The following is a 12935-nucleotide window of genomic DNA, read 5'->3' on the forward strand; positions in this document are numbered from 1 at the left end:
ATGTACCCGTAACGCTCCATGGCGGAGACGGGGTTTTTCCGAACACAGCAGATTGAAAGGCAGACACCGTGGTTAAGCAGTCGATTTTCGGACGTATCACTCAATTGGCCAAGGCCAACATCAATGCCATCCTCGACCAGGCCGAGGACCCGCAGAAGATGCTCGACCAGATGGTCCGGGATTACAGCAACAACATCGCCGAAGCCGAGAGCGCCGTCGCCCAGACCATCGGCAACCTGCGGATGCTCCAGGACGATTACAACGAGGACATCCAGAACGCACAGAACTGGGGCAACAAGGCGCTGGCAGCCTCCCGCAAGGCCGACGAATTCCGCGCTGCCGGCAACACCGCCGACGCCGAAAAGTTCGACAACCTGGCCAAGGTGGCCCTTCAGCGCCAGATCGCCTCCGAGAACGAAGCCAAGGGCGCCCAGCCGACCATTGCTTCCCAGGAAGAGATCGTTGAACGCCTCAAGACCGGGCTGAACCAGATGAAGGGCAAGCTGGACCAGCTCACCAGCAAGCGCAACGAACTGATTGCCCGCGCCCGCAACGCGTCCGCACAGACGCAGATGCACGATGCCATGAAGAGCATCGACGTTATGGACTCCACGTCAGAGGTAGGCCGCTTCGAGGAGAAGATCCGCCGCGAGGAAGCCCGCGTCCGCGGCGCCAACGAGCTGGCTTCCTCCAGCCTCGACGCGCAGTTCGAGTCCCTCGAGGACCTCGGCGAGCAGACCGAGGTGGAAGCCCGCCTGGCGGCCCTGAAGTCTTCCGGCACGACGCAGTCCGCCATCGAGGACTAACCGCACCGCTGCATCCAGTACTGCCGAAGGGCGGGCACCGCTACCGGTGCCCGCCCTTCGTCTCGTTAGTCCTTCGTCCGCCCGTCCCGGTGCCGCCGGGGCCGCTGCTGCCAGGCACGGCGCCGCACGGCCCGCCGCCGCAGGAGGAGGGGCAGCAGCAGCCAGAGCAGTGCCACCATTACCGCCACCGAGGCCGCGGCAACGGCGCCGGCCGCCCCCGAGAGTACGAGGTCGAACACCAGGCCGATGGTCCCGATCAGGATCAGGCCGACCAATACCAGCGTGATACGCAGCAGCAGGTCGGCACTATCCACCAGGTCCCTTTTGATCCGCCGCTGGAAGAAGGTACGGTGCATCACCACCGTTGACAGGAGCAGCGCGGTGACGAGCACCGAAAGCACCACCAGCGCCAGGTAAATGCCCACCTGGACCGCGTTCAACTCGGTGAAGCGCTGCTGGAACGGCAGCGTCAGCAGGAAGCCGGTCAGGATCTGGATTCCGGTCTGGAGTACCCGCAGCTCCTGGAGCAGGTCCGTCCAGTTCCTGTCCTGCTTCTGCAGCGGGGTCTCGCCCCGGTCCGGGTCCCGTTCCGCCGGGGTATCGCCCATGGGGAGAGTCTAGTTCGCACCCCCAAGGGCAAAACAGAAGTCCCCCGGGGATCCATGCGGATCCTCGAGGGACTTCCTTTTGTTGCGGGGGCAAGATTTGAACTTGCGACCTCTGGGTTATGAGCCCAGCGAGCTACCGAACTGCTCCACCCCGCGGCGCGATATCTAACTCTACCCGCCGCGGCCCCGGGGCGCAAACCGACGGCGGAGCACCGGGGGCTCCGCCGTCGTTTCGCTAGTTGCCGCCGTCTGAGTCCTCAGCCGGAGCGGTGGCGCCGTCCTCGGGTGCTTCAGTGGCACCGCCGTCGCCGGCGCCCTCCATCCGCTCCTGGGCGGCGGTGGCACGGGCAATGGCGTCCTGGAGCCTGCTCTGTGCCTCGCCGTAGGCGGCGAAGTCGCCGCGGCCCAGGGCGGCCTGGCCGTCCTGGATCGCGGAGCCGGCATCGGACAGCGCGGTGGACAGCTCGGACTGGGCCGTTACGTCTCCCCCGCCCTCCGGAACCGTAGGCGTGGCCCCGACGTTGCCGGCGTCGCCCGTGGAGGCTCCGGAGTCTCCCCCGAAGATCTGGTTCAATGCCTCATCCAGGGTGGGAGCGAAGCCGACCTTCTCGCCGAAGTTCACCAGCACCCGCTGCAGCGTCGGGTACGAGGCTTCACCCGAGGACTGGACATAGACGGGCTGGACGTACAGGATGCCGTCGCCGACCGGCAGCGTCAGCAGGTTGCCGTTGATGACTTCCGACGCACCCTGGCGCAGGAGGTTCAAGGCATTTGAGACGGTGGGATCGGAGTTGAACGTGTTCTGCGCCTGGCCCGGTCCGGGAACGGCCGTATCCGTGGGCAGCGCCAGCAGCCGGAGCTTGCCGTAATCCTCGCTCCTGACACCGGGTTCTCCGGTGCCCGCATCCGCCTCCGCGGAAAGGAACCCGTAAAGCACGTTGCGGGGGTCGCCGCCTTCGCTCACGAACGGAATGAACGGCGTGGTCAGCGAGAAGGTTGCCTCGTCCTGTCCCGGCATCTGCAGCGACAGGTAGTACGGAGGCTGCTTCACGCTGCCGTTGCCGCCGGTGGGATCGGCGGGAACGCTCCAGGCGTCGTCGTTCTTGTAGAAGGAGTCCGGGTCGGTGACGTGGTACTTGCCGAGCAGCTCGCGCTGGACCTTGAACTGGTCTTCCGGGTAACGGACATGCGCCAGCAGGTCCGCGGACATGTCGCTGTAGTTCTTCAGGGTGGAGGGGAAGACGCTCTGCCAGGACTGCAGCAGCGGATCCTCGTCGTCCCAGGCGTACAACTCCACGGAGCCGTCGTAGGCGTCAACCGTGGCCTTCACGGCGTTGCGGATGTAATTCACCTGCTCCTGCGGCAGCGCGGCAGCGCCGGGCGTCAGCGAGTCGGTGGTTGCATCCTGCAGTTCCTGCTGCGTGGAGTAAGGGAAGTACTTGCTCGTGGTGTAGCCGTCCACGATCCACTTCACCCGGCCGTCAATGACGGCGGGGTACGCGTTGCTGTCCACGGTCAGGTACGGGGCGACCTTCTCCACCCGCTCGCGGGGATCGCGGTCATACAGGATCTGGGATTCCTCATTGATCGCGTCCGCAAGGAGCAGTTCGGTGGACTGGAACTTGATTGCGTAGACCAGCTGGTTGAAGAGGTTCCCCACGCTCGGGCCGCCGTCGCCGCTGAACGTGGTCTGGGATTCCTCTTCCGAGTTGCCCGTCTGCGGCCGGTCGATTTCCACTGGATCGGAGCCCTCGGGGGCGCCGACCACGGAGTACTGCGGGGAGTTCTCACCGAAGTAGATCCGCGGCTCGTACTCGCCGCCTTCGCTGAGGACACCGGTTGAAGGGATGCCGGACTCCATGAAGCTCGGCTTGCCGTCCGGCCCCACCGTGGATCCGCGTGCTGCGACCACGCCGTAGCCGTGGGTGTAGAGGATGTGTTCGTTGACCCAGCCGGCCGGCACGCCTCCGACGTTCAGCTCGCGGACGGCGATAACCGTGTCCTGCACCTCGCCGTCGATCTCGTAACGGTCCACGTTCAGGGTCTGGGGGAACTGGTAGTACTGGCGGAACTGCTGCAGCTGGCCGAAGGCGTCGGAGACGACGTTCGGGTCCAGGAGGCGGATGTTGGCCGTGGTTCCGGCGTCCTGGGCCAGGGCTCCGGCGTTCGCGTTCACCGTGGCGTCGTACGGGATGACCTCGGTGTCGGTCAGTCCGTAGGCCTCCCGGGTCAGGTCGATGTTGCGCTGGATGTATTCGCGCTCGAGGCTCAGTTCCGAAGGCTGCACCTGGTAGCGCTGGACAATCCAGGGGTAGACGCCGCCGGCCACGATGGCGGTAATGATCAGCATGGCGGTGCCGATGATGGGCAGGCGCCAGCGGCCGATAACGGCGGACAGGATGAACAGGACGGCCACAATCACCGAGGCAACGGCCAGGATGGCCTTCGTCGGGATGACGGCCTCGACATCGGTGTAGAGGGCGCCGGTCCAGGTTCCGGAGGTGCTCAGCAGGGTGTCATAGCGGTCAAGCCAGAAGTTGATGCCCTGCAGGATGAGGAAGGCTGCGGCGACGATCGCCAGGTGCAGGCGGGCCGGGCGGCTCACGAACACGCCCTTCTCCTCCAGCCGGATGCCGCCGTAGAGGTAGTGGGTCATCAGGCCGGCAATACCGGCAATGACGACGACGCTGATCAGGAAGCCCACCAGGAACCCGATAAAGGGCAGCGTGTTCAGGTAGAAGCTGTAGTCCATGTTGAACTGCGGGTCGGTCTTGCCGAAGTCGCGTCGGTTGAAGAAGAGCAGCGCCTGCTGCCACATCGACATGGCGGCCGTGCCGGCAAAGCCGCCGACCACGATCGGAATGCCGATCATAAGCAGCTTGCGGATGGGCTCAAGCTGGGCCTGGTACCGGTTCAGGTTGTCCTGGAGTGCGCTGTCCGGTGCATAGATCGGCCTGGAGGTGTAGGCCACCCGGATACTGGTGAACACTCCGGCGGCCATCACGAGGAAGGCGGCAAGGAACATGGAGATCCGGGTCAGGTTCTCCTTGACGAAGACTTCCAGATAACCCAGCTGGTTGTACCAAAGGACGTTTGCGTAGACCTGGGAGAAATACACAAAGCCAATGACCAGCACGGCGACTACGATCAGCGTCGCGATCAGCGGGCTGCGCCGCCGCCGCCTGCCGACGGCCGTGGCCGTGCCGGGTCGGGAAAATGGGCCGTTTGGTCCGGAAGTCACAGTTACCTCATCGTTCGGTGCGTCGGCTCGCGGCCTCTCCGGGATGCACCGGCGGGAGCGTCTTCGGGTCGTGTTCCCCGCCCTGTTCCCCACCGGATGGCCCGGAAGCCGTCCGTGAATCATTCTGCCTTGGATTGCTCATTGGCTGCCACTTGGATCCGGTGCCGCAAACAACCTTGTCCCGATCGTAACTAGGACGGGCCGTCCACTACTAGGGGGTGCACTGAGGCAGGTCCGCGGCGCTCCCGCCGGCGGCGAGTTTTTCGACCGCCTTCACTGCCTCGTCCAGAGTGGAAACCTGGACAACGTCCAGGCCCTCCGGGATGTGCCCCACCACTTCGCCGCAGTTGGCTTCGGGGGCAAGGAAATACTCGGCACCTGCGTCGGAGGCCCCGATGAGTTTCTGCCGGATCCCGCCGATGGGGCCGACGTTTCCGGCCGCATCGATGGTCCCGGTTCCGGCAAAGTGCCTGCCCCCGGTCATCGGTTCCGGGGTCAGCCGGTCCACGATCCCCAGGGCGAACATCATGCCCGCCGACGGGCCGCCGACGCTTTCCATTCCGGCGCCGATGCTGACGTCGAAGGGGAACTCGAAGGACGTCGCCAGTTCGATGCCGAGCTGGTACGCGCCGGTCTCGGACTCCCGCGGAGTCACGGTTTCGGTTACTTCGTTTCCGTCCCGCCGTACAGTGATTTCCGCCGCCGAGCCGCCGCCGTCGTTCAGGACCGCGCGCAGGCTGTCGATGCCTTCGATCCGGGTGTCCCCGACCGCAACCACGGTGTCCCCGGGGAGCAGCGCGCCTTCCGCGGGCGAGCCTTCAACCACGGCTGCCACGCTGAGTTCCTGCGTAAAGCCGATATCGAGCTGCGTCAGGGCAGCGGCAACTGCGGATTCCTGGGACGAAGTCATGGCGGCGGCATTTTCCTCGTCCACTTCTTCGCTTGTGGTTCCCGGCGCGTAGAGGAACTCGGTGGGATAGACGACGTCGTCATTGTTGGCCCACCCTCCCACGGCCTGGAAGATGCTGATGTTGGTGCTGGGTCCGCCGGAAACGTAGACGGTGGTCAGGTCCAGCTCACCCTCCGTGGGGTAGCTCCTGCGCCCCTCGATCTCGATGATGTCCGAGTCCCCGGCACTTCCCAGCGTGTTGAACGTTGGTCCGGGAGACTCCACCACGTACTGGGCGGGAAGCAGCAGGCCGGCAGCGCCGAGTACGGCGGCGAGCCCTCCCGCGGCGATGATGGCCCGGGAACGGGCGGAGCGTTTCGCCGGTTCCGGGCGGCCCGCACCCATCCCCTGGTACGGGTAGACGGAGTAGCTTCCGTCCGGCTGCGGCGCCGGTACCGGAGATGTTCCGGGCACCGGATTGCCTGGCCCGCCTTGCGCCGCTGTGCTGCTGTCGTCATGAGAGGGGCGCAACTGACCAACCTTTTCCTGCGCTCGAGTGCCGTGCGTCTGATGTACGTCTGATGCACGTGTGCTGTTATGGGCCGGCGCCCGCTGTCGGGCTGCCAACCCTGCAAGCCTACGCCCGGCTCCCCGCCGGGGCGTGCAGCGCAGGCTTTGCCTACAGCGAACGAAATCAGGCTGTGCGGGACAGAGGTTGGGCACTGCCGGTAACGTAAGGGCAATATGGTCGGCAGGTGCCGGACGTTTGCACGCATTATTTTTCCCGCTTTATCTTCTTCCACAGGACCGGTGGTATCCCATGAGTTCCAATCCATCCGACCGCGGGGACAACCCCCAGGATCCGCTGTCCGAGATGCTCGCGCGCCTGTTCGGCGCCGGCGGGGCGGGCGGCATGGACCCTTCCGAGCTCGCCAAGGCCGCCGGACTGCCCTCGGATCCCAACGCCATGGCCATGATCTTCCAGCAGGTCCAGGCCATGTTCAGTGCTTCCTCGGACGGTCCGGTGAACTGGCAGCTGGCCAAGGACAACGCCCGCCGGGTCGCCGCAACCGGCAGCGACCCGTCCACCGGCCCGACGGCGGCCCGCGAGGTTGACGAGGCGCTGCACCTGGCTGAGCTCTGGCTTGACCCCGCCACCGATTTCGCGTCCACGGCCAGCATTGGCCGGGCCTGGTCGCGGGCCGAATGGGTTGAAGCGACCATGGATTCCTGGCGACGCCTGACCGAACCGGTGGCCGTCAGCATTTCGGAAGCGCTTTCCAACGCCATCACCACGCAGATGCCCGAAGAAATGAAGTCGATGATGGGCGGAGCCTCCTCGATGCTCGCCAACATGGGCGGAGCAATGTTCGGCATACAGCTCGGCCAGGCGGTAGGGGCCTTGTCCAAGGAGGTGGTGAGTTCCACCGACGTCGGGCTGCCGCTTGCAGCCGGAACCATGGCCCTGCTGCCCGCCAACGTTGCCGCCTTCGGGGAAGGCCTGGATATCCCGGAAGCGGAAATCCGCCTGTACCTTGCGGTCCGGGAAGCAGCCCACGCCCGCCTCTTCGCACAGGCACCGTGGCTGGCACCCCACCTCTTCGGCACCATCGAAAGCTATGCCCGCGGCATCCACATTGACATATCCAAGATCGAGGAAGCCGCCCGGGACATCGATCCGGCGAATCCCGAATCCATCCAGGCCGCGCTTTCCGGCGGAGTCTTCCAGCCCCAGCGCACTCCGGCCCAGGACGCCGCCCTCGAACGGCTGGAAACCGCCCTGGCGCTGGTGGAGGGCTGGGTAGACGAAGTCACTGCCGCGGCAACCGTGAACCTGCCGTCGGCCGGAGCGCTGCGGGAAATGATCCGCCGGCGCCGTGCAAGCGGCGGCCCGGCCGAGCACACCTTTGCTTCCCTGGTGGGACTGGAGCTGCGGCCGCGGCGGCTGCGCGATGCCGCCGCACTGTGGGCGCATCTGACGCAGGAGCGCGGCATTGAAGGCCGCGACGCCATCTGGCAGCATCCCGACCTCATGCCCACCTCCGAGGACCTTGACGACCCGAAGGGCTTCGGGCGGCGGCGCGAGCTCCTGGAGGCGGCCGACTCCGACGTCGATGCAGCCCTGAAGCGCCTGCTCGAAGGCGGTTTCGACACCCCTGCGGAGGACTCGGATGCCGGGGAACCGGGGGCCGGAGAGGCTGCTCCGGAGACGCCGGGGACAGACACCGACACTGACGCCGGGACAGACAACGCAGGTGACGAAGGCGAAGCAGATAGCGGAAGCGACGGGGACGGCAAACCCGGAGCCAGCTAACCGGCCCGTCCCCTCCACCCCGCAGCTACTCCAGAGGCAGCAGCCTTTGGAGTAGCTGCATTTAAGGAGTGGTCAGTCCTCCCCCATCTCACCCTTCAGGCCGCGGGCGCTGGCGAACGCAGCTCCGGAGAGAAAGGCCTTGGCGGTTTCCGTCTGCGGATAGCTTTCCAGCAGGCGCCAGAAGGCCGGGCCGTGCGAGGGCACCAGCAAATGGGCAAGTTCATGGAGCAGAACATAATCGATGACCCATTGGGGCATGCCCTGCAGTTTGTCGGAAAGCCGGATGGTTCCCCTGCCCGGCGTGGCCGATCCCCAGCGGGAGTTCTGGTTGCTTACCCAGCGGACGGACTGCGGGCGGGCGTGTCCGGAGAGGTACGTCCGGGACAGCTCCGCCGCGCGCAGCATCAACTCGCTTTCGCTGGTCTCCGGGTCCGGTGTGCCGGCCGAACGTTCTTCCAGCCGCGCCACCATCCGCCGCACCCATTCCGCTTCCTGCGCCGCAGAGAAGTGCGCGGGAATGGAGATCAGGGCGACGCCGTCACGGAAGACGGCATTGACGGTCCGCTTCCGCCGGGCGGACCGGCGTACCTGGATCGGTATTCCCGTGCTGGTGGTAGCCGGGATTGAAGCGTCGACGGTCCGGTGCGGGGAAGGCATATTCCAAGCGTAGCCGCCGCCGCTGACAGTCCTGCAGCCTGTGGATAACCCCGGCTGCCCGGGGCTGCCGTGCCAGCATGGTCAGCAGCCCGGCAGAGGGGGGCCGTGCCGACCGCCCGGCGGACAGGCCCGGGCATTCGGCAGGAATAACCAGACCACGGGAGCAGGCCATGCGGATCAATCCTGGAATACATGTGCTCGAAGTTTCGCCGGGAGCCCGGCAACTGGGAATCGGTGCAGGATCCCTGCTGCTGCGTAACCTCCAGGACGCCGACGTCGCGTTCCTCGCGGCACTGCGGCAGGGTGTTCCGGACGGTGCGGAAAAGGCAGCCGCAGCCGGATTTGCCCTCCCGCCGGACCGAGCAGTGTCCCTCCTGCAGGTCCTCGGTCCGCTGCTGGTACCGCACGAAGGAACAGCCGGGCCCATACCCTCCCTGCGCTCGGAGCGGCTGCTTCCGGACGCGCAGCGCCTCTCGTCCGCCTACCGCGTGAACGGTGAGGAATCGATCCGGCGGCGCGCCACTGCCGCAGTGTCAGTGGACGGATTGGGGCGTACCGGAGCCCTGGTGGCGAGGACCCTTGCCTCCGCCGGCATCGGGACCCTGCTGCTCGCGGACCCGGAACCGGTCTCCCCGGCGGACGTCGGTCCGGCCTATGCCATGACCGATATCGGCATGAACCGGGCCGCTGCGGTCAAACGGCACCTGTTCCGTGTCGACCCCACCGTCCAGGTGCTGACGATGGCGGCCGGCCGCGGCCGCCAGGTCCCTCCGGCCGTGGACCTGGCTGTAAGCATCCGGGCGGTGGGTGCCGGTCCCCGAAGGCAGGGCCGGCAGCCGGATCTTCCGGAGGAGAGTGACGACGGTATTCCCCGGCTCGTCCTGACCGCCCAGGAAGGCGGATGGGACATCGGCCCCTTGGTGGTTCCGGGCGTTACTCCCTGTCTGGAATGCCTGGACCGGCACCGGGCTGACACCGATCCCGGGTGGTATGCCGCCGTCGAAGCCCTGGCGAAGGGCAGGGACGAAACGGCCGCGCCCGCCGGTACCCCGGACCCGTCAGGCCCAACCGGCGAGGAACTCGCCGGATCGGTGCTCGCCGCCGGAGCTGCGGCCATGGCGGCGCTGGTGTTCCTGGACGGAGTCAATCAACCCGCAGTGTTCTCCGCGGTCCTGAGGCTGAGGACCTCCGACGGTTACCCGCAGCTCAGGAAGCTGGACTACCACCCGGCCTGCGGCTGCCGCCTGCAGCGCAGGGGCGACCAGGTGGCGTAGCCGGAGGGAGGCCGGCGGCTAGGCTCCGGCGCTTTCCGCCAGCACCTTCAGCACTGCTTCGCCGTAGCGTTCCAGCTTCGACGGCCCCACGCCGGGGAGGGTGGCCAGCCGGTTCAGCGACGGCGGACGGTCCTCGGCAATGGCAACCAGGGTGGCGTCGGTAAACACTACGAAAGCGGGAATGCCTGCCTCGGAAGCCGCTTCCCGGCGCCACTCGCGCAGGGCCTCGAAGGTAGCCTCCTCATAGGTCACGGGGCAGTCCCCGCAGCGGCCGACCTTGCGTTCGGCACCCGTGTTCAGCAGGGCACCGCAGCTGCGGCACTTTGCCGGCCCGGTCACCTTGCGCCGGGTCTGCTTCGCCGGGCCCGCGGTCCGGCCGGCGTCGCGCTCGGTGCGGGGCCGCAGCCCGTCGAGGAACCGTGACGGTTTCCGGTTGGCGCGGCCGCCCGGCGTGCGGGCCGTCGACCAGGACAGGGCCAGGTGTTCCCGGGCGCGGGTAATCCCCACGTACAGCAGCCGGCGTTCCTCGTCGACGGCTTCGGGGGTGTCGGCAAAGGAGATGGGCATGAGGCCCTCGCTCAGGCCCACCAGGAAGACGGCGTCCCACTCCAGGCCCTTCGCCGAGTGCAGGGACGCAAGGGTTACCCCCTGGACCCGGGGTGCATGCTGTGCTGCCGCGCGTTCCTCCAGCTCGGCCACGAAGTCCTGCATGGTAAAGATGCTGTCCGGATCCCGGGTCCTGGTTGCCTGCAGCTCTTCGGCCAGGGCCACGAGTGCGGCCAGGGATTCCCACCGCTCCCGTGTGGCTCCCCCTCCGGCCGGCGCCTCGGCGGTGTAGCCCAGCGACGCCAGGATGTCCCGCACCAGCTGCGGCACGGGCTCGTTGCCCACGGACCGGGACGCCGCACGGAGCTGCAGCACGGCGTCGCGGACCTCGCGCCGGGCGAAGAACCGCTCACCGCCGCGCAGCTGGTAGCCGATGCCGGCCGAGGCCAGCGCCTGCTCATAGGCCTGCGACTGCCCGTTGGTACGGAAGAGGATGGCTATTTCGCTGGCCTGCACCCCCTGCTCCATCAATGCCTTGATGGCGGAGGCAACCTGCGCGGCCTCCGCCTCGTCGTCGGCGCATTCGGTGAAGGTGGGCTCCGGGCCGGCCGGCCGCTGGGCCACCAGCTCCAGGGGCGTGGGCCATGCCGGCGCGGTCCGGTTCCGCTCCCCCTCGGCGGTGCGGGCCGCGAGGATCCGGTTCGCCAGCCCGACCACCTGCGGCGTGGAACGGTAATCGCGGACCAGCTTGACGACGTCGGCGCCCGGGAACCGCTTGGTGAAGTCAAGCAGGTGCCGCGGGGTGGCGCCGGTGAAGGAGTAGATGGTCTGGCTGGAGTCGCCCACAACGCACAGTTCGTCCCGGGCGCCCAGCCACAGGTCCAGGAGCCGCTGCTGCAGCGGCGAAACGTCCTGGTACTCGTCCACCACGAAGTGCCGGTACTGGTCCCGCACCATGGCCGCAACCCGCTCGTCTTCCTGCAGGATCCCCACCATGATGAGCAGGACGTCCTCGAAGTCAATGATGTTGCGGTCCACCTTTACGTCCTCGTAGGACTGGAAGATCCGCGAAATGGCAGTCAGGTCGAAACCAGCCGGGGGCTCCCGGTCCCCGGCCGCCCGCACATAGCTGTCCGGAGTGAGCATGGAGACCTTCGCCCACTCGATTTCCGCAGCGACGTCGCGGATGGCGGCCCGGTCGGTGGAGAGCCGCAGGCGGCGCGCGGCCTCGGCGATGATCTGGGCCTTGTGGTCCAGCAGGCCCGGCATTGCACCGCCGACGGTGTGTGGCCAGAAGTACTGCAGCTGCTTCAGTGCGGCAGCGTGGAAGGTCCGCGCCTGCACGCCGCCGGACCCGAGGTCCCGCAGCCGGGTACGCATTTCCGCTGCAGCGCGGGCAGTGAAGGTAACCGCCAGCACCTGCTGCGGCTTGTAGACACCGGTGGCCACGCCGTAGGCCATCCGGTGCGTAATGGCACGGGTCTTTCCGGTACCGGCACCTGCCAGGACGCAGAGCGGACCCGTGAGGGTGGTGGCTACTGCGCGCTGCTCGTCGTCGAGCCCTGCCAGGATTCGTGCTTCGGGTGATTCACTGCTCATGCGCGGGCGTTGGCCTCCGGTTCAATAATGGTGCCGCCGTACCAGCGCTCGATCAGGTTCCGGGCGATGGAGATGGGGCCTGCAATGGTGATTTCGCCGCTCGACACGGCTTCGGCGAGTTCCGCCCGGCTGAACCAGCGGACATCGGACATTTCGACGCCGTCGGCCCGTGCGTCGGTGTTCCCGGCACGGGCGGTAAAGCCCAGCATCAGTGAACACGGGAAGGGCCAGGGCTGCGAACCGAGGTACTGCGGGGTGTGGACAACCACCCCCGATTCCTCGGCCACCTCGCGGATGACCGCGGCTTCCAGGGACTCGCCCGGTTCAACGAACCCGGCCAGCGTGGAATACCGGTTGCCGGCCCAGGCCGCTGCCGAGCCCAGCAGGATGCGGTCCTGCTCATCAATGACGGCGACGATGACGGCGGGGTCGGTGCGGGGGAAGTGGGAGCTGCCGTCCTCGGGACAGCGGCGGACCCAGCCGCCCTGTTCGGGAACCGTCGGTGCGCCGCAGCGCGGGCAGTGCGTGTGCACGGCGTGCCAGTTGGCAACCGCCGCTGCCTCGACAAACAGTCCGGCATCCAGGGCGCCCAGGTGCGTGGCGCATTCACGCAGGCTCATCCAGGCTCCGCCGCCGACGGCCAGCCCGGGGTCAGGTTCGGGCAGGGTCACCAAAACGACGTCGGTTCCCAGCGGCACCTGTGCATCTTCAAGGGTCCGTCCCAGATACACGGGAACGTCGCCGAAGCCCGCTGCGGGCGGCTCCAGGAGCACCAGGGCGTTGTCGCGGACAAGGGCGCGGCCGCCGGCAAGGTACATGACTCGTGTTGCACCGTCGGCGCGGATGGTTTCGAACAGGTCTGCCGCGACGCGGCGGTCAGAACCCCGGTCCACGGCCGTGCGCGCCAGCGGTAATAAACCCAATGGAGAAACTTCTGCTGACGGTGCCGGGATACTCATACCACCTACCGTACTGACTCCCTCCCCCCAAACTGTAGTTGG

General features: G+C 67.1%; 9 protein-coding genes and 1 tRNA gene. 3 read left to right on the forward strand and 7 right to left on the reverse strand.

The window, feature by feature from the left end; all coding sequences use genetic code 11:
- Nucleotides 1–68: 68 nt before the first annotated feature.
- Nucleotides 69–806: a PspA/IM30 family protein gene (locus tag LOC60_RS01040; protein WP_230020873.1), complete on the forward strand. Its 738-nt coding sequence runs from the start codon at nucleotides 69–71 to the stop codon at nucleotides 804–806.
- A gap of 65 nt (nucleotides 807–871) precedes the next feature.
- Here the strand turns inward: LOC60_RS01040 and LOC60_RS01045 are convergent, their stop codons facing one another.
- The 4 genes from LOC60_RS01045 to LOC60_RS01060 all read right to left on the reverse strand — a co-directional run bounded on the left by LOC60_RS01045 (nucleotide 872) and on the right by LOC60_RS01060 (nucleotide 6018).
- The gene (locus LOC60_RS01045; protein ID WP_230020876.1) at nucleotides 872–1414 is read right to left on the reverse strand and encodes a DUF6328 family protein; all 543 of its coding nucleotides are present in this window, start codon (nucleotides 1412–1414) and stop codon (nucleotides 872–874) included.
- A gap of 82 nt (nucleotides 1415–1496) precedes the next feature.
- Nucleotides 1497–1570, reverse strand: a tRNA-Met gene (locus tag LOC60_RS01050).
- Nucleotides 1571–1649: 79 nt separating this feature from the next.
- On the reverse strand, nucleotides 1650–4655 hold the full coding sequence (locus LOC60_RS01055) for a UPF0182 family membrane protein (RefSeq protein WP_442860355.1): 3006 nt from the start codon (nucleotides 4653–4655) through the stop codon (nucleotides 1650–1652).
- A 211-nt stretch (nucleotides 4656–4866) separates the two neighbouring features.
- Entirely contained in the window at nucleotides 4867–6018 is a 1152-nt protein-coding gene (locus LOC60_RS01060; RefSeq protein ID WP_230020878.1) for a YlbL family protein, read from the reverse strand.
- Nucleotides 6019–6364: 346 nt separating this feature from the next.
- Here LOC60_RS01060 and LOC60_RS01065 point away from each other — a divergent pair, with 346 nt between their 5' ends.
- Nucleotides 6365–7858, forward strand: a complete 1494-nt coding sequence (locus tag LOC60_RS01065) for a zinc-dependent metalloprotease (RefSeq protein ID WP_230020880.1) — start codon at nucleotides 6365–6367, stop codon at nucleotides 7856–7858.
- Nucleotides 7859–7930: 72 nt separating this feature from the next.
- Here the strand turns inward: LOC60_RS01065 and LOC60_RS01070 are convergent, their stop codons facing one another.
- On the reverse strand, nucleotides 7931–8515 hold the full coding sequence (locus tag LOC60_RS01070; protein ID WP_230020882.1) for a M48 metallopeptidase family protein: 585 nt from the start codon (nucleotides 8513–8515) through the stop codon (nucleotides 7931–7933).
- Nucleotides 8516–8685: 170 nt separating this feature from the next.
- Between LOC60_RS01070 and LOC60_RS01075 the strand changes: the two genes are divergently transcribed.
- Nucleotides 8686–9789, forward strand: a complete 1104-nt coding sequence (locus LOC60_RS01075) for a ThiF family adenylyltransferase (protein ID WP_230020883.1) — start codon at nucleotides 8686–8688, stop codon at nucleotides 9787–9789.
- A gap of 18 nt (nucleotides 9790–9807) precedes the next feature.
- On the opposite strand, the gene LOC60_RS01080 is transcribed toward LOC60_RS01075, so the two are convergent.
- Complete coding sequence (locus tag LOC60_RS01080) at nucleotides 9808–11934, reverse strand: ATP-dependent DNA helicase UvrD2 (RefSeq protein WP_230020884.1); 2127 nt, start codon at nucleotides 11932–11934, stop codon at nucleotides 9808–9810.
- Complete coding sequence (gene nudC / locus LOC60_RS01085) at nucleotides 11931–12893, reverse strand: NAD(+) diphosphatase (protein WP_230020885.1); 963 nt, start codon at nucleotides 12891–12893, stop codon at nucleotides 11931–11933. The genes LOC60_RS01080 and nudC overlap by 4 nt, the downstream gene beginning before the upstream one ends.
- Nucleotides 12894–12935: the final 42 nt, after the last annotated feature.

The sequence above is a fragment of the Arthrobacter sp. zg-Y769 genome (assembly GCF_020907405.1).
Taxonomy (GTDB): domain Bacteria; phylum Actinomycetota; class Actinomycetes; order Actinomycetales; family Micrococcaceae; genus Arthrobacter_B.

What these genes read in the sequence shown, in the direction of transcription:
- LOC60_RS01045 (WP_230020876.1), bottom strand. Translation starts at nt 1,414, where the DNA reads ATGGGCGATACCCCGGCGGAACGGGACCCGGACCGGGGCGAGACCCCG.
- LOC60_RS01065 (WP_230020880.1), top strand. Translation starts at nt 6,365, where the DNA reads ATGAGTTCCAATCCATCCGACCGCGGGGACAACCCCCAGGATCCGCTG.
- LOC60_RS01070 (WP_230020882.1), bottom strand. Translation starts at nt 8,515, where the DNA reads ATGCCTTCCCCGCACCGGACCGTCGACGCTTCAATCCCGGCTACCACC.
- LOC60_RS01075 (WP_230020883.1), top strand. Translation starts at nt 8,686, where the DNA reads ATGCGGATCAATCCTGGAATACATGTGCTCGAAGTTTCGCCGGGAGCC.
- LOC60_RS01080 (WP_230020884.1), bottom strand. Translation starts at nt 11,934, where the DNA reads ATGAGCAGTGAATCACCCGAAGCACGAATCCTGGCAGGGCTCGACGAC.
- nudC (WP_230020885.1), bottom strand. Translation starts at nt 12,893, where the DNA reads ATGAGTATCCCGGCACCGTCAGCAGAAGTTTCTCCATTGGGTTTATTA.